Genomic DNA, 19,347 nt, shown 5'->3' on the forward strand with positions numbered 1-19,347 from the left:
AGCGTTCGTCCTGAGCCAGGATCAAACTCTCCAATAAAGTATTGAAAAGAGCGATATGCTCATTTTGAAACTGACGATTCATTATGAATCAAAAGTTACTATCCATTTGTTCAGTTTTCAAGGAACTTGTGTCCGTTCGTGTTGACGCTTGTCAACCGGACAGGAATCTTATCTTATCATGTTGACCAAGTAACCGTCAACTCTTTTTTTCGTCAGCGTTCAAAGCGTTTCGACAATCATTCGTTTGAGGCGACAAGAAATAATATATCATGATCTAATTCATTTAGCAAGCACTTTTTAATAACCTTTATATAAATACTTTATAATCCGCAAGTACCATAAATATAGAACTCTTAACTACAGCATTCGACAGCTTATATCAATCCAGAAGAATCGACTATATTTACATACAGATATTTTCGGTTTACTGAATAAGTGAATAATTCTATTTACTAAAAACGGATAGACACATCTACTTTTACGCAAATAGTATTAGATAACTATTTAGAGGATACTTTTATATAAGAAGTGTTTTCCTCCACTCCCTTTGATGTAAGTGATCCAAACGCTCTATAATACAGTATATATACTATAGATTAAGGGATGAATGCTGCTTCCATTCCAATTGTTTATGACAGCTGCTCGATGATACTTAATTCAGAACCCGCTTTCTAAATCACAATCGGCTTTATTCATATTGAAGATGCACGGATGAATAACCTATATGGGGTGAACACATATGAAACAATGGCTGAAGGACATTCGAAAGGGTTATGGTAAAAAGCTCGTTTCCATTCATGCCTGGAATGCCTGGATTGTTGTCATCCTCGCGGTAACAGGTCTTATGTTGGTTGGTGGTTTCTGGCGTGAGTTACTCGGGATTGGACGCGTATGGTTAAAGTGGCTGCATATTATCGTCGGGCTAGCTATGCTGGCACCCGTAGTATATTACTTGCTTTTGGCAGGAAAGCACTGGAAACAACTTCGCAATAGGCCTTGGCAGAGAGCAAATACTATCGTTGTTCTTGCACTGCTGGTAGGGTGGCTGTTGTCAGGTATTGTGTTATGGCAGTTCAAGCTCGCTGGACCGAGATGGTCGAACGCTGCGCTTCTAATTCATGATTTGCTGACTTGGGTTGGCCTGCCTTATATTATCTACCACTCCATCACGCGAACCAAGTGGTTAAAAGACCCTGCACGACGTGCAGTAAAAACAACGACAACAGCAGCAGAAGCTAGAAAAATGACACATCCAACTGATGCTCCTGATGAAATTACGCCACCAGCAGCGATAGCTCCTACAGCATCTTTACGTACCCCAAAGGAAGATTCTCTCCATCAACCTGAGAAACCTCAACCCATGTATACACGGCGGGCATTTATTCGGTCTGCTGTTGGCGTGGGGCTAGCTGTGACTTTGGGACCTACTTTTATATCTTGGGTAGGACGGAACCTCAATATAGACAACAGTATTGATAGCATACTGGAGAATGACCCCAATCGCATGGTGCCCCTACCGCAAGCATTACCTGCTTCTTCACCACCCGTGGGAGGCGGAGCCGAAGGTCATTTTCGCGTTTATACGGTAACACCGATACCTTCCTTTTCCAATGCAAACTGGTCATTCCGGCTCGATGGGCTTGTTGAACGGGCGCAAGTCTGGAACTGGGAACAGTTCGTGAAGCTTGCACGTACGGTTCAGGTTAGTGACTTTCATTGCGTTACAGGCTGGTCTGTATATAAGAATACTTGGGAAGGCATATCCCTTAAACAACTATTGACGCAAGCCGGAGTTAAACCCGAAGCGCAAAGTGTTAAGTTCTACTCCGGAGATGGTGTGTATACGGATGCCATTACGATGGATCAGGCCCAGATGGATGATATTATGGTCGCTGTCATGCATGATGGCAAACCGATTCCCGCAGATCTGGGCGGTCCGGTACGATTGGTCATTCCCCAGATGTATGCCTATAAGTCCGTCAAGTGGCTGAATCGCATTGAACTGATCGACAGCGACCATATCGGTTACTGGGAAGAACGTGGATACGACAAGGACGCATGGCTCACGGGTGCTTCCCAGGCGCGTTCCTGATTTAAGTTGATACGGATGTAAGGTTAAGTTTGAATATACGTGTGTAAACCAAAGACCCCTGTTCCACTCATTCGTGGTACAGAGGTCTTTATGTCATTTATTATTCACTTGGATGACAAAGAGTTCTAAATCCCCAAGTCATACTTCACATTCAGGATTTATCCCTGTTGATTCAAAAGACGTACGAGTTCATCCTCATCCTCAATGGTAGGAATGCCGAGATCATGAGCTTTGGCCAGTTTGGAACCTGCCTTCTCTCCAGCAATAACAAGGTCTGTCTTTTTGGAGACACTGCCCGTTACCTTCGCTCCAAGCGCTTCCAGTCGTTGCGTTGCCTCTTCCCGCGTCAGTTGATGCAGCGTTCCGGTCAGCACGACCGTTTTGCCACTGAAGAAGGAATCTTCCACAATCGCTGCTGGTGCCTCAGGTGCCTGGGCTTTCACCCCCAAATTCAGCATTTTCTCAATCGCCGCCTCTGTAAACGGATCTGCAAAGAAAGTCACAATGCTTTCGGCTACAATACCACCGACGTCCGGAAGTTCAACGAGCTCCTCTGCCGTAGCATTCATAATGGCATGCAGGTCGCGGTAATGATCAGCCAGCATGCGTGTAGTTGATTTGCCTGTATTCGGGATACCCAGTGAATATAGGAACGAAGCGAGGTCACGATCCTTGCTCTGCTCCAGGGCAGCAATAAGGTTGTTTGCTTTCTTTTCACCAAACCGCTCCAGCTTAACCAAATCATCGAATTGCAACGTATACAGGTCAGCGGGCTCACGCACGTTCAATTCATCGTACAGCTGAATCGCCGTTTTCTCGCTGAACGTCTCGATGTCCATTGCATCACGGGAAGCAAAATGAGAAATACGGGCTACGGTCTGCGGTTTGCACGCCAGCTTGTTGTTACAGAACAAATGCGCTCCACGCTGTTCCAGCGGGAATCCACATGCCGGACATTGCTCAGGGAACACAATCTCCTCGCCATCACTCTCTTCAGTCACTTTGCCCAGAATTTCAGGAATGACATCATTGGAGCGACGGATAAAGACACGTGTGCCCAAGGCAAACTTCAGATTTTTCCGTTCAATGTCACCGACGTTATTCAATGTGCAGTTCTGTACCGTTACCCCCGCCAGCTCAACCGGTTCTACCCGCGCAAGCGGAGTCACTTTGCCGGTACGACCGACATTCCAGACAACAGAGTTCAGAACGGTCGTAGTCTCTTCGGCCTCAAACTTGTACGCCACCGCCCAACGAGGGAATTTGTCTGTGTAACCCAGTGCCTCACGGGTGCGCATGTCTGTAATTTTGATAACAGCTCCATCTATCAGATAGTCCAGTTGGCCCCGGCTCTCCTGTATCGCTGCAAGCTGCTCCATCACATCATCAAACTCATGGAAATACGTAATCGATGGATTGACTTTGAATCGATTTTCACGGAGAAAATCCATCATCTCCTGATGGTTGGCAAACTGAATATCATCCGAATAACCTACATTATAGAAATAGGCGTTCAACCGCCGCTCAGCGGTTGTCTTCGGATTTAAGTTACGCAGCGCTCCTGCTGCGGCATTACGGGCATTTTTAAGCGGCTCTGCTGCCGTTTCATTATATCGGTTCAACACAGACAGATTCATAATGCCTTCACCCTGGACTTCAATCGTGCCGCCTGTATAAGGGATTTTGAGCGGGACAGACTTAATCGTTCTAACCTGAGCCAAGATGCCCTCACCTACGGTTCCGTTCCCACGGGTAGAGGCTTGAACCAACTCTCCGTTCGTGTACGTTAGATTCAGGGTCAGACCGTCAAACTTCAGTTCAATGACATAGCCGGGTTCAGGCAACGGATTGTCCGGATTTTTGGTGTTGTAATCATTGACCAGTTTGAGCACACGAGTATTCCAGCTCCGCAGCTGCTCAATATTCTGGGCTTTGTCCAAGCTCCACAATGGAGATAAGTGGCGATGCGGTGTAAACCCTTTGAGCAGTTCACCCCCCACACGCTGTGTCGGAGAATCAGGCAAAACCATGCCACTCTCCTGTTCCAGCGTAACCAGTTCATCGTACAGAAGATCATACTCCTTATCGCTGATCTGCGGCTGATCCATCGTGTAGTACTGATAATTATACTGGTTCAGCTCGGTAACGAGTTGCTCCATCCGGTGCATCGGGTCCATATAGGGCCATCCCTCCGTAAATAAAATTTGAATCTATGTAGAACGAACATTCATATGGCACTGGAACTCCGCTGACATTACAGCTTGTGCAACATGAATGTTTCGTTCTTAAATCTATTCCACTTTGGTAATTGGAGCAAAACCTGCAAGCAGACGTTTTAGACCCACCGGGGCCGGGAATGCGATCTGAAGCTCCGTGTCATTACCCGAGCCTTTCACCCCAACAATCGTACCTGTCCCCCATTTGCCATGCTGTACTTTATCTCCGGCTTTGAAACCTGCTTCTCCATTAGAAGCTGCGGGTTTGGACGCAGATGTTGGCGTAGAATATGCTGGGCGGGAAGTGCTTGTGGTCACACGCGAAGTTGGCGTGGATGTGGTAGCAGAGGAACCACTTCTGCTTTGTTGTTCGAAAAGCTTAGCCGTATTGCCCCCACCAAAGTTACTTCCACCACTTGCCCCAAGTCCACGACCACCATAAGATCCACCTGCGCTGCTACCACGACGGTAGCGGTCACGAGCCATTGAGGTATCCTCTTTAAGCTCATCCGGGATTTCATCCAGGAAACGCGAAGGCGGGTTCGCAGTTGTACGTCCGAACAAGGTCCGCATTTGCGCGCAAGACAGGAAGAGTTGTTCTTCCGCACGCGTAATCCCTACATAAGCCAGCCGGCGCTCTTCCTCCAGCTCTTCGTTGTCCATAAAGGCCCGGCTGTGCGGGAAAACGCCTTCCTCCATACCAACGATAAAGACGACAGGGAACTCCAGACCTTTGGCACTGTGCATTGTCATCAGAGTAACTGCGTCACTCTGATCCTCTTCATCATCGTTCATGCTGTCGATATCCGCAATCAGTGCGAGATCGGTGAGGAACGAAACGAGCGTTTTGTCTTCATTATTTTTCTCAAATTCCATCGTAACGGACAGGAACTCATCAATGTTTTCGAGCCGTGCACGGGATTCGAGCGTGTTTTCATTTTGCATCTCTAGTCGGTACTGACTCATCTCAAGAATTTTCTCGGTTAGCTCGGTCACAGACAGATATTCTACCATCTGATGCAGCGCGGCGATCATGTCATAGAACTCCACCAACGCATTCCGCGTTCGACCAGCAAAACCAAGATCGTCCACAACTTGAAGCACACGGTATATAGAAATTCCCCGTTCTCCTGCCGCAGCTGCCAGCTTCGCTACCGTTGTATCACCAATGCTGCGTTTCGGCACATTAATAATCCGGGTAAGGCTGATGTCATCGTCGGGGTTGGAAAGCAGGCGCAGATACGCCAGAATATCCTTGATCTCTTTACGATCATAGAACTTGATGCCGCCAACAATCTGATACGGAATATCAGACTTGATCAAAATTTCCTCTATAACCCGGGACTGTGCGTTGGTACGGTACAAGATGGCATGATTCTGATAGGATTTGCCGTTCTTCACGTTTTTACTAATCTCGGAAGTTACAAAGTATCCCTCATCGTGCTCAGAGTCCGCACGATACACCTTGATCTTCGAACCACCCTCCTTGTCCGTCCACAGCTTCTTCGGTTTGCGCCCGGTATTCAGGCCGATCACCTCATTCGCTGCATTCAGGATATTCGAAGTGGAACGATAGTTTTGCTCCAGCAAAATCGTACTTGCTTCAGGGTAGTCTTTTTCAAAATTCAGGATGTTGCTGATATCCGCTCCACGCCAGCGATAGATCGATTGGTCACTATCCCCTACGACGCAGATACGGTGATGACTATCAGCGAGCATGCGGCAAAGCATGTATTGCGCGCGGTTAGTATCCTGATACTCATCCACGTGAATGTACTGGAATTTCTTTTGGTAAAAGTCGAGAACCTCTGGTACCTCTTTGAAAAGTTGAATCGTCGCCATGATGAGATCGTCAAAGTCGAGCGAGTTGTTGGCTCTGAGTTTTTTCTGATACATCTTATATACCTTCGCCACAATGCCTTCGAAATAGTCAGCAGCCTGCTTCTCATATTGTTCCGGACTGATCAATTCATTCTTCGCGGTGCTCATCATCGATTGAACAGCTTTCGGTTCAAATTTCTTGGTATCGATGTTCTGGTCTTTCATACAACTACGAATTACAGATAATTGGTCAGATGAGTCCAAAATGCTGAAATTGGAGGTGAATCCGATACGTTCAATGTCACGGCGCAGAATACGCACGCACATGGAGTGAAACGTCGAAACCCAAATATCACGGCCCTGAGAGCCGCCAACCAGTTGGGATACCCGGTCTTGCATCTCGCGTGCCGCTTTGTTCGTGAAAGTAATAGCCAAAATACCCCATGGGGGTGCTTTCCGTGTTGCAATCAGATAGGCAATCCGATGTGTGAGCACCCGCGTCTTGCCACTACCCGCTCCGGCCATAATCAGCAGCGGTCCATCCGTCGCTTCGACGGCTTGCCGTTGAGGGGTATTAAGCCTTGCAACGGCATCATGTATATTTACAGGTTGCATGCATGCATGCTCCTTTCGTTGGTTGAGATCGATATAAGGTCACTAACAATTACACTTGCCACTCCGATGACAGAATTAACTTTCGATCGCTGTTATTCCCGGATTTTTTCAATTAAATTTCTAAAGGTGAATATCCGGTAATAAAGGCGAACGCTCCGCTTCTCCAGCTTATTTCTGTCCTCTCCGTTCGCGTGTAAAAATAGTCAGCTTATAATTTAGAGATAATTAAAATAACAAGAAAACTGTAATGACTCTTTCAGTTTTTAAAAAGGGACTTCGTTTCTTCAGATTGCTTCTGCACTCTCTGTTTCTTTGTAAACAACATTACGCTTATACTGATTTAATTAGTAGGTCAAAGTTCTATTTTAACAGATCAGGAGGGTAAATTGGGGGAATGGTAAACTAAACCGATTAAACGGATTGTTTCACAGCTTGGACCGTCTCCAGCGCCTTGTTCAGATCACTGTACACAATGTTGCCAACCACAACGGTATCTGCGACCTGAGCGGCTTGTCCAGCTTTCTCCGAACAATCAATCCCGCCGCCATAGATGAGATGCGCCTTGGTGAGTTGTCTGTGTGTCTCTCCAACCAGCTCCATATCTCCAAACGTTCCACTGTACTCCATGTATACAATAGGCAGGTTAAGCAGACGTTCCGCAGCCTGGGCGTAAGCAACCGCAGCATCCGTAGTCAATTCCGTATCCGCTCCGGTCATTCGGGCAACAGTGGAATCGGCATTGAGGACAATATAGCCTTCTGCAATAAGCAGATCCCATGGAATCAGATAACCGTAACGCTCAATGGCTTGCTGGTGTTGTCCAATGATCCATTGGCTATCTGTTGCATTCAGTACCATCGGAATCAGATATCCGTCAAAACCGGGCACAACGGCCTCCAGATCGGATACTTCCAGCACACAGGGCAGCTCGTAGCGACGTACTCGGGACATCAGGTCCACCGTGTTATAATAGGTAATTCCCGAAGATCCGCCTACCATAATGGCATCGGTTCCCGACATGCAAATCAGGTCGAGTGCTTCATCCGTTATTTCCCGGTCCGGGTCGAGCTTAAATACATGTCTCCACTGCTTAATCATGTCTATCAACGAACATTCCTCCAGAGGTTCTTCTGCATCCTAAAAAGCTTGTAAACTAAGTCTAAGTCAGCAGGGAGTGAGTGTCAATGTTCGTATAAAAAGGGGAACAAAAAATCACAGACTTTTCCCTGGAATTGCAGGAGAAGCCTGTAATTTTAAAAGATAAGATTGCGATGTTACAGAATAATTCAAGTTAGGTACCAAGTGCAGGTGCCACTACGAACATCAATATCATGAGTAGAGCTCAACATTCTTTCGTAGGAGCACTGTATCCATTTGGAACAAAATATAATATCTCAAGGCTTCCAGGCAAAACGTGTGTTCATATCATCCAATTCCTGCTCGGTCAATACATCCGAATACACGCCATACACACCCCATTTTTCATAGTTCGCCACCTGGTCGGTGTCATTAATGGTATGCACGTAGGTAACGGCTCCTGCCTGCTTCAGCTTGGCAACAAAATTCTGATTCACTTTATACTCCGGCATAGTTACGGCATCGATGTCATTCTTTTGTACAAAATCAACCACCTGGGCTTCCGTATCTTGCGTAGCATAAAGAGTATAGATAATAGAAGGAAAAGCGTAGATTTCTTTCACGGTTTCGAGCATCGGCTCGTTATAGATCTGCACAACAACCCGATTAAGGATTGTCGGATCATGTTTCTTAACTGCGTCCACGAGTGATTTCAGCACCTGCTGAATATCCTCATCCTTCTGTTCTTTGGTATCGGTCACGATATACATATCCGGGTACTTGGCCAATACGTCCATAATGCCGTCGGCATCCATGGGTTGGTATTTACCCAGAATGGGCGTATTCATAAATTCATCATGTGTCAGCGCCCCAGCCTGTTTGTCTTCGGGTAACTCCTCGTCCTGTCCCAGCATTTTGCTCATGTTGGCGGTCCATTCATGTCTGGCTACCGCTTGGCGATCCGAGGTAAGCATAAAGTCGATCTCAAACACACGTGTGCCCTTCTCATAATTGGCAATCATCGCCTCATAGGCGTTGGTGTAAGGCTGCTCACGGATGCTGCCCATCGCATGGGCAATCAATCGATAGGCCGTAAATCCATCGTGCTGCTCCTCGCTTTGACTGTCATAGGCAAAAAAGAGTGTGCCCACGGTTACGATGAGTAGTGTAATGACGGCGGCAATTCGTTTCATATGGCGTTCACATCCTTAATAGGGTGGTAGGGAAGAAAAAGGGCATGATAATCATGATATGACGAAGCATGTGCGGTTTTTCCTTTTTGATAGCTAACTACCCTGATTGGAGAGGTGTAAAACAAAAAGCCGCCCGGAGGCGGCTGTAAAATCTAGGGATACAGTATTTCGGATGAATAAGAAGCCCTACCTAATCGGCTTGCTCTACACTTAATTCATTCAGGAATGCGATCAAAGCCTCTCTCCAAGCTCTCATAGGTTGCAGACCATTTGTACGAATAGCGAGATGATCCATTACGGAATATTGAGGGCGAGGAGCAGGACGCGGAAATTGCTCGGTGGTACAGGGCTCAAGAACAGCGCTTTGTTTGAATCGGGATTGCTTGGCTGCTTCTTCGGCGATGGCCTGAGCAAATTCATACCATGTGCATGTTCCCGAATTAGAGGCATGGTAGATACCGTATTTTTCAGTTAAAGAAAGCTCACTTACGAGTCTAGCTAAATCCACAGTATATGTGGGTGATCCTTGTTGATCATGAACCACCTGAAGTCGGGGACGCTTCTCCAGAAGCTCCAGCATGGTTTTGACAAAATTGCTACCGTGTACTCCAAATACCCATGATGTTCGGATAATAAACCATCGCGAACAGAGCCCCTCGACCAGTCTCTCTCCCGCAAGCTTCGACTTGCCATACACAGTCTGCGGATTTGTTACATCAAACTCCTGATAAGGTCTCGTTGCTGTGCCATCAAATACATAATCCGTACTAATATAAATGAGTTTGGCTTTCACTTTCTCCGCAGCGACTGCTATATTTCTAGTGCCTGTTACATTGACTGTGTATGCCATATCCTCATCTGTTTCGGCCAAATCGACGGCTGTATATGCAGCACAATGAACGATAATGTGAGGCTGGAATACATTAATGGTTTCTCTGCATTGCTGTTGGTCGGTAATGTCCAATTGATCCCTGTCACAGGCCATGACATCATGACCACCTGCTTGAAATGTTTTCACAACATCGTATCCGAGCTGTCCCGCAGCTCCCGTTACCAGTACTCTGTACTTCATTCTGTGAAATCACCCATTCGCTTACCATACTGAAGTTGAACATAATCCTGATACGTCCCTGATTGAATCCGTGTCCACCAATCTTGATGGTTCAGATACCACTGAATGGTTTCCTTAATCCCTGTCTCAAAATTGTGCACAGGCTTCCACCCAAGCTCTGTACCCAACTTGGTCGGGTCAATCCCGTAACGCCGGTCATGCCCCGGCCGATCCAGAACATATTGAATCAAATCGGCCGGCTTGCCCAGTTGTTTTAGAATAGTCTCAACAATATATAGATTGGTCCGCTCATTATTTCCCCCGATGTTGTAAACCTCTCCGTTCTTGCCATTGTGAATGACCAAATCGATAGCGCTGCAATGATCCTCTACATAAAGCCAATCACGAATATTAAGTCCATCACCATAGACAGGAATAGCCTCATCATTTAATGCGCGGGATATAATTAAAGGAATGAGCTTCTCTGGAAATTGAAAAGGTCCATAATTGTTTGAACAACGTGTAATGTTTACAGGCAAGCCAAAGGTTTCATGATACGCTCTTACAAGCAAATCTCCACCAGCTTTACTGGCAGAGTATGGACTATTCGGCATCAAAGGTGTCTCTTCTGTAAACAAACCTGTGGGGCCGAGTGAGCCATATACTTCGTCTGTAGATACCTGAACGTATTTAGTAACTTGATATTTCTTCGCCACATCCAGCAAAACCTGAGTCCCAAGTACATTGGTACGCACAAAAATATCTGGGGACAGAATGCTGCGATCCACATGAGATTCAGCTGCAAAATTAACCACTACGTCAATCCCTTTGGAGATGATTTGTTCCATCTGCTGTACGTCAGTGATATCCGCTCGGATAAACGTATATTGAGGATTGGATTCCACGGATTGCAAATTCTCCAGATTGCCTGCATAAGTTAGGGAATCCAAGTTAACAATTTCATAATTAGGATGCTCACGAAGCATATACATCACAAAGTTGCTGCCGATGAATCCAGCTCCACCAGTAACGAGTAGTTTCATGCCGCCTCTCTCCTTCTGCCTCCAGATACAGAAGTACCTGAGAAGTCTTTTTGTTAGTCAAAGTTCAGTTCTGCATCTTTGAGTAACGGATGCTTTTGGTCTTTCTCTGATAAAGTGGGAGCCGTAACAGGCCAATCAATCGCGAGTGCAGGATCATTCCACAAAATACCACGGTCATGGTCAGGGGAATAGTATGCATCCACCTTATATGTCACCTGGGTATGTGGCACCAGTGTACAAAATCCATGAGCAAAACCTTGAGGGACAAGCAACTGCCGCTGATTATACTCACTGAGAATGACACTTTTCCACTGTCCGAAGGTTGGTGATGAGGTACGAATATCTACAATAACATCATAAATAGCTCCGGATATAACTCTGACTAACTTCGTCTGGGCTCTCGGTTGAAGCTGGTAATGAAGTCCGCGAAGAACTCCAGCTTCGGCGGACAGGGATTGATTGTCCTGAACGAACACATGATGTATACCATTCTCATACAGAACACGCTCATTGTAGCTTTCCATGAAATATCCCCGATGATCGCCATAAACCTTGGGTTCCAATATAGCTGCGCCATCCATAAACAACGGAATCACCTTCATGTTACCCCTCCGTTTTTGCTAATAACAGCATTTCTTCATAATAACTATGTATATGTAGGGCATGGGGCAAGTGATCGTTCATTGGCCTGGTTATATCATGATATTTCAATACGTTGTTCCATAAAATAATCAAAACCCAGCCGTGTTTAATTTTCGGCTGGGCTTACTACTAGCGATTTCTCTATTTGTTCTGTACAATCTGCTCCAAATACTTCAACAAATCCTCCCGCAAATCCGGGCGCTGAAGGGCATAATGAATCGTGGTTTCAATAAAACCAAGCTTCTCCCCAACATCATGGCGCAGACCGTCAAAGTGATAGGCCAAAATCTGTCGTTGGTCGTTCAGACAGGACAAGGCATCTGTCAGTTGGATTTCTCCACCTACCCCAGCAGACTGCTGACCCAGGATATCAAAGATATCCGGCGTCAGAATATAACGTCCCATAATAGCCAAATTGGAAGGTGATTCTTCCGTCTTCGGTTTCTCAATCAAACGACGGGCGCGGTACACACGATCTTCGGTACGAGATACCAATTCTCCGTCCACAATCCCGTAACGCGACACTTCGCTCCAATCGACTGGCTGTACGCCTACGATCGGCGATTGCAATTCATCATAGACTTCGATCATCTGCTGAAGACAGGGATGATTAGACTCCACAATGTCATCCCCTAGCAGAACAGCGAAAGGCTCATCCCCAATAAACTTGCGTGCACACCAGATCGCATGGCCGAGGCCCTTGGGTTCCTTTTGACGGATATAATGGATGTCTGCCATTTCGGAGGGCTTGCGAACTTCATTCAGCAGATCCCACTTCTGTTTACCAGCCAGGTTCTGCTCCAACTCGAATGAATAGTCAAAATGATCCTCGATGGCCATTTACCTTTACCTGTTACGATAATGATATCCTCAATGCCTGAAGCCACAGCTTCTTCAATAATGTACTGAATCGTCGGCTTGTCGACGATGGGCAACATTTCCTTGGGCATCGCTTTCGTGGCAGGCAGAAACCGGGTTCCAAGCCCGGCTGCTGGAATAATTGCTTTGCGAATACGCACGCTAGATCCGCCCCTTCTGGTAGAGAAATAATTATATATTAGATGAATCGAATACTAATTTGGCTAGGCCTCATTATACCATCAACAATTCCCGAATATCCTGCTCGGATAAGGTGGTCGATCCTCCATCTCCGGGTTCAATGACTTCGGCAATCAGATCTTTTTTGCGCTGCTGCAGCTCCAGAATCTTCTCTTCAATCGTCCCTTCCGTAACGAGACGAATAACCTGTACGACTTGTTTCTGCCCCATACGATGGGCACGTCCGATGGCCTGTTCTTCCACGGCAGGATTCCACCAAAGGTCATATAAAATAACAGTATCTGCACCCGTTAAGTTCAATCCGGTACCGCCAGCCTTCAACGAGATCAGAAACAGCTCAGCTTCACCCTCGTTGAATCTGCGGCACATTTCCACCCGACTCTGTGCAGGTGTCTGACCATCCAGGTAGAACAAATCTCTTCCCTGCGCTGCCAACGTCTGTCGGATCAGATTCAGCATGCTTGCAAACTGAGAGAAGATGAGGATACGTTTGCCCGCAGCCAGACAATTCTGGACCGTCTCCAGCAGTTGCTCCATTTTCCCGGAATCTCCCTGATAACCCTCCACAAAAAGAGCGGGGTGACAGCACAACTGGCGCAGGCGTGTAATGCCAGCCAGAATTTTGATGCGGTTCTTCTGAAAACCGTTCTCTTCCATATCCTTGGATGTCTCATCCTGAAGCTGGGACAGGTAGGCAGCATATAGTTTTTTCTGCTCAACTGTTAGCTCGGAGCGCTGTACCGTTTCAATACGATCCGGCAGCTCCTCCAGCACATCTTTCTTCAGACGACGGAGAATAAACGGACGGACCATCCGGGCAATACGCTCAGGAGGCAGATCCCGGAATCTGCGATAGCTTGGGAACAAGCCCGGGAATACGGCTTCAAAGATCGACCAGAGCTCATCCAGTGAGTTCTCCACAGGTGTTCCTGTAAGCGCGAAGCGACGTGGTGCCTGAATCTGTTTAACCGCCTGAGCAGTTTGCGAAGAAGAATTCTTGATCGCCTGGGCTTCATCCAAAATAAGCGTATGAAACGTTCTTCCGAGATATGTGTCCAGATCGCGCCGTAATAGCGGGTAGGAAGTCACAATAACATCTGCTTCATCCATACCTGCCAGCATACTGGCTCGTTCATCTTTTTGACCTGCTGCAATCAGTACTCGCAAATGCGGAGCAAATCGGGCAAATTCATTCGCCCAGTTGTACGTTAATGAAGCTGGTGCAACGACGAGTACCGGAGGATGAGTAGCCATACCCTCATCAGATGCATTGTTCATCAGAACGCCCGTAATGGGGTGGATACCTGTCGTGGCACTGGCCCCATCACTAGATAAACCATGTCCATCGACAGTGTGATTAGCATCATCAAGATTGATATGGTGCTGTTGCGGCTTTTCTTTCAGTTCTGCCGCGATATAGGCAATACTTTGCAGCGTTTTGCCAAGTCCCATATCATCCGCCAAAATGCCGCCAAATCGGTAAAATGCGAGTGTACGCAACCACTGATATCCACTAGCTTGATAATAACGCAGCACAGGAGCAAGCGCATCCGGCAGTGCAAAATCCATCCGCTCGGGATCACGAAGATCATCCAGGAAACGTTTCAGGGAACCTCCCCACTTCACATGTCCCGAAACCTCGTCCCGGCCCGGGAGCTGCAGAGCCCGAACGGCCGGCAGGCGAATATGACTGCTCTTGATGTCGCCCGAAGCAAGTCCAAGCGAATCCGCCATGTGTGCGAAGCTGTCCGCCCCTTCATTTTCGAGAGAGACAAACACACCGCTGCGCAAACGGAAATACGGTTTCTTTTCCACAATGTTACGCATCATTTCCTGAAGCTCCTGCTCGTCTACACCTTCCATCTCAAATGAGATCTCCAACCAGTCCAACCCTTTACCCAGATCTGCCCGAACTTTCGGCGGTGTCGGATAGGATTGCACCATAGCCTTCACGGCATTCGGAATATAAATATCTACCTGCTTCTCAAGCTCTGGCAGCAGATGATACATCACATCATATATCGCGTCTTCTCGTTCACTTGCCCATACACTGCCATCCCGTTCCAGGAAAGAGCGATCTAGTCGGTCGATCAGGTTACGCTCTGCATGGCGGTCACGTACCAAAATCACCTTTTTCTCTTCCTCATCAATCAAATATTCAGCCAGCGGATTAATCACCATTACACCATAATCAAACTCCAGACGCGCGGTAATCCGTTCCCGGTAGAAATCGATATACAACTTTGGTGCAAGCTCCGGCTCTGCGATTCGTTCTCTCACCTGGGAGTCGATGGACAGATGCCCAAGTGTACGCAGTTCCGGCACGACATGCTGAACGAATTCATCCACCTGCTGAGCGGAAATATCGATACTTTCCTTGATCCCATAAGAAGTGAGCGCTCTGCTCAGATCCTCCAGACTTCGCATCTGCATCGGCTCCAACATATGCAATTGCCCTTCCACCACTGCAGCATCATAGGCCGGAAGAAGAATCAGCTCCCGCAATCCGGAAATTTCAAGCTGATATCCTTCGTTAGTACCCTGCGCAATACGGTAAAATAAAGGCAGTGCCCCCTCACCCAAAGTGAGCGGTCCATTCGCTAACCCCGTTCCCTCCATCCGGCTATCTGCCTGAAGAAGCAAATCCAGAAGAGGTTTCCAGACCAGTGGAGCAATCAATATATCTCTGCCGTCTGAAGCTCCCAAGTAACCCGAGATGGACTCACGGTATGCTTCCTCACTCTGCCTCATCCGAATAAGCATAGACAGGATCGCCTGATCCTGGGGACTAAAATAATGCATTGAAGGGTCGTAGAAAAACAGCTTGGTAAACGACATGGGCTCACCATTCTCAATGCAATTCAGGAATTGCTTCACTTTCTGAACGACATACAGGCGTTTATTACCGACCTTCAGTTCGAGTGCGAGTTTGGCTCCGCCTTTGTGAACCTGCACAAGCTTGCATATAAATTGGAGCTGCAGCTCCTCCCGCAATGGAGACCGGGTCACAGGCGCAGTGTATTTACGCTCATTTGCATGCAAGGGGCTGCGTTCTTTGGCAAACATGGAAAGAATCTGATCCGCTGTGCGGTACGAAGGTTTATCTGCTGATTTTCCCCATCCAGGGGCAGAACTTGGCCGACCTGCTTGAGCAAAATGAACAGAAGGACGATCCACATCCAAATGGTCATCAAGCTTGGAGTGGGAAGGGAAAGGCTCCGTTGCAAAGGTATGAGCAGATGAAGTGGGTTGAGACCCCACATTCATTACTGAGTCCGTGTTTGAAATAGAGTTTGGGCGCTCCCAAACATTCTCCTCCACCAACGTTCCTACTCTAGAACTGGAGCCACGATCACGTTTAGAGATGGGATTTAATGGCGTTTGAGAACCTGTATGAGAAACAATACTTGCATCCCTCTTGTCGTTCCCTTTAATCCCCTCTTCTCCACTTCCAGACTTACGGTCACGCTGTTCCCCCCATTCATGGATCGCTAGCAGGACTGCAGCGACGTGCTTGCAATAGTCATAATATCTCCCATCGCCCGGACAACTGCATCCGGCAACAACCTCACCTGCATCATCCAGATCAACTGTTACTTTGTATCGTTCTGTACCTCGGACCACAGCTTCGTAATGACGTTCATCCTGACTGGCGACCAGATTAGTCACCCTGCCAGATTGGTTATACGCTTCTCCCCGTTTGAATGCCGTGACTCCGCACAGCAATTTGATATCCATCATCGTGAATGGCGCCACGGTTCTTCGCCTCCTATATTTCTCTGACAACTAAGATACCACATACGAATCTGAACTCGGTATAGTTCAAGTCTCTTTTATAGAAAAAACCCCAAGAGCTCCGTAAAGCAGAGATTGGGGTTAACACATAGTTCATAGTTCATGCTTGTTGCCTATTTATTACCGTATCGGTCAATTTATTTCACCAGTTGACCACGTGTTACACCAAGCTGGTTGGTTGCTTTCAGTGTTTTCCATACTTGTGTACCACTGATCTCGCCACGCAGAGCACGGTTGTACAGATCAATAACCTCGCGCACCTGCTCTGGAGTTTCCTCCAGGAATTCCACACGGTAGCGGGATACACCCAGATCCATAAAGTTGGTCAGATATTCAGCACCAGATTGCTCCACCGCATTATACACGGTATTGCGGCAGCCTTCGTCCACACGTACCGGGTGGGACATGCCGATCCGGTCTTGCAAAGAAGCACGGTGATCTTCACATGGACGTCCACAGTTCGTAAAGTCTGTTCCTTCACTCATAAACGTACAATACACACAGTGCTCGGTATGGAACATCGGCAGATGCTGATGAATAACCACTTCGGTCTGACTTGTACGGGAGTGTCCCAGCAAATCAACCATTTGCTGAATGTTCAGGTCATAAGAAGGCGTAATCCAGTCGCAACCCGCTTCCAGGAACAGTTCCACTGCCTTGTGGTTGGCGATGTTCAGTGAGAAGTCACCGATCAATTCCGGGTGCTTCGCATCCGGGTTCTCCATCCGATGGCGCAAGTAGAAGTACAATGCACCCGTATTACGTACAAGCACAGCATCCGGCTGCAAACGCAGGATGTTGTTGTGATACCCGTTCTCCCCAGGCATATGAATGCGTGGTGTTGCCAACGCAATCTTGCGGCCTGCGGCACGAACGGCTTCCACTGCTGCCGGGAACTGCTTGATAAACTCAAAGTCGGCGTAGATCATGCCGACGCCTGCTTCCAGCGCTGCCTCCACTTGTGGCAGGCTGCGGCAGAGCGCGGTCAGCTCCGCTTGACCGCGAGCGACTGGTGATGCCGGTTTAACCGCATCGCCGTATACTTCCACCGCCCGTTTCACGTAGACGGGCGGTTTAGGGCGCTCACCCGCGAGTTGTTCCACCGCCTGACGGCGAATGTTATTCAACTCGCGCATCGGAATGATGACGTCACCATGCAGGTTGACGTCCAGCTCTTCCAGCTGGAACACAGTGCCGCCCAGACGTCCGAATTGCTCTTCGAGCAGTTCGTGCGTCATAGGACGCTTCTGGGCAATATCCAGTTCCATCTCGGAATTCACACGGACCGTCGTACCCTTCTGTACGTCCGTCCACCAAGTGCTAAGCGGCTGCCCTGGGCTGCCGATGACTTTCACGTTTACCGGGAAGATACGATAAGGCTTCTCGATTTCAAAGCTCTGACGCAGACGTTTGTCCAGCGCCGGATCATTCGTTTTCCACACTTTGTCGCCAACTTTCACGCGGCGCAGATCCACGTCACTACGTCCTGGTACGACGTCCACAATCCAGCCTTCCTCTGCTTCGCCTTCAAGCTTAACGCCTTTGCGACGAACATCGTAGACACGTCCGCCTTCTTCCTTCTTCGTCGGATCTCCGGCATCAAATACGATTCCGTCTCCACGTTTAACTGGTGCATCCAGCTTCAGGACGACACCATCACGTAATACTTGGTCTACACGACCCAGATAGACGCCACGGCTTTTCGGGAACGTACCGTCTACCAGTTGTTTATTGTTCGTTCCGTCCAGGAAACCGTGCGTGAATCCACGCGAGAAGCTCTGCTGCAATTCACGAACTTCCTCTTTACTCGGCGGAGTGTTATCTCCATCAAAGTAACGGTCGATTGCTTTGCGATATTTACTAACCACGTTGGCCACGTATTCCGGCGTTTTGAGTCGTCCTTCGATTTTGAAAGAAGTTACGCCCGCTTCGATCAGTTCCGGCATCAAGTCAATCGCAGCCAGATCCTTCGGAGACAGCAGATACGCTACATCGCCCATTGGTTTATGCTCGCCATCCACCATCAGGTCGTAAGGCAGACGACAAGCCTGTGCACATTCCCCACGGTTGGCGGAGCGTCCGCCCCACATTTCAGAAGTCAAACATTGCCCGGAATAGGACACACACAACGCACCGTGTACGAATACTTCCATTGGCAACTTCGCCTGTTCTCCGATCTTCTGAATCTGCTTCAGGTTGTTCTCCCGTCCAAGCACGACACGTTCCATATCAAACGGCTTCGTAAACTCCACCGCTTCCGGTGACGTAATCGTCATTTGGGTTGAACCGTGAATCGGGAAGTCCGGTGAGATCTCGCGGATCATTTTGACCAGGCCCAGATCCTGTACAATCACGGCGTCCACACCTGCATCGACACAAGCATCGATCAGTTCTTTGGCATCCGTCAATTCATTTTCAAAAATCAATATATTAAAGGTCAAAAAACCTTTTACGCCATAACTGTGCAAAAACGCCATAATCTCCGGCAGCTCGTCCATACGGAAATTGTTCGCCCGTGCCCGTGCATTAAATTTTTCGACTCCGAAGAAAATCGCATCCGCGCCGTTGGCTACCGCCGAACGCATACAGTCCCAGTCACCTGCGGGTGCCAGAAGCTCAACGTCTTCTCTTCGTATTGTTGCTGTTTTCATGTGTATCCTCCCCATAACCGGCATAGCCTGATTTCATCCCTGTACCCTGTACGTTAAATCCTGTACCTTGATTCCATACGCCTGCATTGTCA

The 19,347-nt window shown here is 47.9% G+C and carries 10 protein-coding genes and 1 pseudogene; 1 reads left to right on the forward strand and 10 read right to left on the reverse strand.

Translation table 11 applies throughout. The features are described 5' to 3' along the window. The first annotated feature begins 739 nt into the window (after nt 1–739). A complete protein-coding gene (locus QP794_RS30495; RefSeq protein WP_285080541.1) occupies nt 740–2,092 on the forward strand; it encodes a molybdopterin-dependent oxidoreductase in 1,353 nt (450 codons plus the stop codon). 158 nt (nt 2,093–2,250) lie between these two features. Here QP794_RS30495 and ligA read toward each other — a convergent pair whose 3' ends face one another. From ligA to QP794_RS30545, 10 genes and pseudogenes are all read right to left on the reverse strand, one after another. Continuing rightward, the gene (gene ligA / locus QP794_RS30500; RefSeq protein WP_285080542.1) at nt 2,251–4,269 is read right to left on the reverse strand and encodes an NAD-dependent DNA ligase LigA; all 2,019 of its coding nucleotides are present in this window, start codon (nt 4,267–4,269) and stop codon (nt 2,251–2,253) included. A 114-nt stretch (nt 4,270–4,383) separates the two neighbouring features. Next, a complete protein-coding gene (gene pcrA / locus QP794_RS30505) occupies nt 4,384–6,744 on the reverse strand; it encodes a DNA helicase PcrA (protein WP_285080543.1) in 2,361 nt (786 codons plus the stop codon). 411 nt (nt 6,745–7,155) lie between these two features. Then, nucleotides 7,156–7,842: a heptaprenylglyceryl phosphate synthase gene (pcrB, locus tag QP794_RS30510; RefSeq protein ID WP_483311974.1), complete on the reverse strand. Its 687-nt coding sequence runs from the start codon at nt 7,840–7,842 to the stop codon at nt 7,156–7,158. Nucleotides 7,843–8,138: 296 nt separating this feature from the next. Then, nucleotides 8,139–9,014 (reverse strand): phosphatidylinositol-specific phospholipase C/glycerophosphodiester phosphodiesterase family protein, encoded by an 876-nt coding sequence (locus tag QP794_RS30515; RefSeq protein WP_285080545.1) that lies wholly within the window; start codon nt 9,012–9,014, stop codon nt 8,139–8,141. Between the two features lie 190 nt (nt 9,015–9,204). After that, the gene (rfbD, locus tag QP794_RS30520) at nt 9,205–10,086 is read right to left on the reverse strand and encodes a dTDP-4-dehydrorhamnose reductase (RefSeq protein ID WP_285080546.1); all 882 of its coding nucleotides are present in this window, start codon (nt 10,084–10,086) and stop codon (nt 9,205–9,207) included. Next, nucleotides 10,083–11,108, reverse strand: a complete 1,026-nt coding sequence (gene rfbB / locus QP794_RS30525) for a dTDP-glucose 4,6-dehydratase (protein WP_285080547.1) — start codon at nt 11,106–11,108, stop codon at nt 10,083–10,085. The genes rfbD and rfbB overlap by 4 nt, the downstream gene beginning before the upstream one ends. Nucleotides 11,109–11,161: 53 nt before the next feature. Continuing rightward, nucleotides 11,162–11,710, reverse strand: a complete 549-nt coding sequence (gene rfbC, locus QP794_RS30530; RefSeq protein WP_094939665.1) for a dTDP-4-dehydrorhamnose 3,5-epimerase — start codon at nt 11,708–11,710, stop codon at nt 11,162–11,164. Between the two features lie 181 nt (nt 11,711–11,891). Next, nucleotides 11,892–12,769: pseudogene (galU, locus tag QP794_RS30535) on the reverse strand (UTP--glucose-1-phosphate uridylyltransferase GalU). A 73-nt stretch (nt 12,770–12,842) separates the two neighbouring features. Next, nucleotides 12,843–16,550, reverse strand: a complete 3,708-nt coding sequence (locus QP794_RS33405) for a DEAD/DEAH box helicase (protein WP_483311975.1) — start codon at nt 16,548–16,550, stop codon at nt 12,843–12,845. A 191-nt stretch (nt 16,551–16,741) separates the two neighbouring features. Then, entirely contained in the window at nt 16,742–19,255 is a 2,514-nt protein-coding gene (locus QP794_RS30545) for a U32 family peptidase (protein WP_285080549.1), read from the reverse strand. Between the last annotated feature and the right edge of the window lie 92 nt (nt 19,256–19,347).

Origin of the sequence: Paenibacillus sp. UMB7766-LJ446 (assembly GCF_030226665.1) — a bacterium.
GTDB classification, from domain to species: Bacteria; Bacillota; Bacilli; order Paenibacillales; family Paenibacillaceae; genus Paenibacillus; species Paenibacillus vandeheii.

What these genes read in the sequence shown, in the direction of transcription:
- QP794_RS30495 (WP_285080541.1), top strand. Translation starts at nt 740, where the DNA reads ATGAAACAATGGCTGAAGGACATTCGAAAGGGTTATGGTAAAAAGCTC.
- ligA (WP_285080542.1), bottom strand. Translation starts at nt 4,269, where the DNA reads ATGGACCCGATGCACCGGATGGAGCAACTCGTTACCGAGCTGAACCAG.
- pcrA (WP_285080543.1), bottom strand. Translation starts at nt 6,744, where the DNA reads ATGCAACCTGTAAATATACATGATGCCGTTGCAAGGCTTAATACCCCT.
- pcrB (WP_483311974.1), bottom strand. Translation starts at nt 7,842, where the DNA reads ATGATTAAGCAGTGGAGACATGTATTTAAGCTCGACCCGGACCGGGAA.
- QP794_RS30515 (WP_285080545.1), bottom strand. Translation starts at nt 9,014, where the DNA reads ATGAAACGAATTGCCGCCGTCATTACACTACTCATCGTAACCGTGGGC.
- rfbD (WP_285080546.1), bottom strand. Translation starts at nt 10,086, where the DNA reads ATGAAGTACAGAGTACTGGTAACGGGAGCTGCGGGACAGCTCGGATAC.
- rfbB (WP_285080547.1), bottom strand. Translation starts at nt 11,108, where the DNA reads ATGAAACTACTCGTTACTGGTGGAGCTGGATTCATCGGCAGCAACTTT.
- rfbC (WP_094939665.1), bottom strand. Translation starts at nt 11,710, where the DNA reads ATGAAGGTGATTCCGTTGTTTATGGATGGCGCAGCTATATTGGAACCC.
- QP794_RS33405 (WP_483311975.1), bottom strand. Translation starts at nt 16,550, where the DNA reads ATGATGGATATCAAATTGCTGTGCGGAGTCACGGCATTCAAACGGGGA.
- QP794_RS30545 (WP_285080549.1), bottom strand. Translation starts at nt 19,255, where the DNA reads ATGAAAACAGCAACAATACGAAGAGAAGACGTTGAGCTTCTGGCACCC.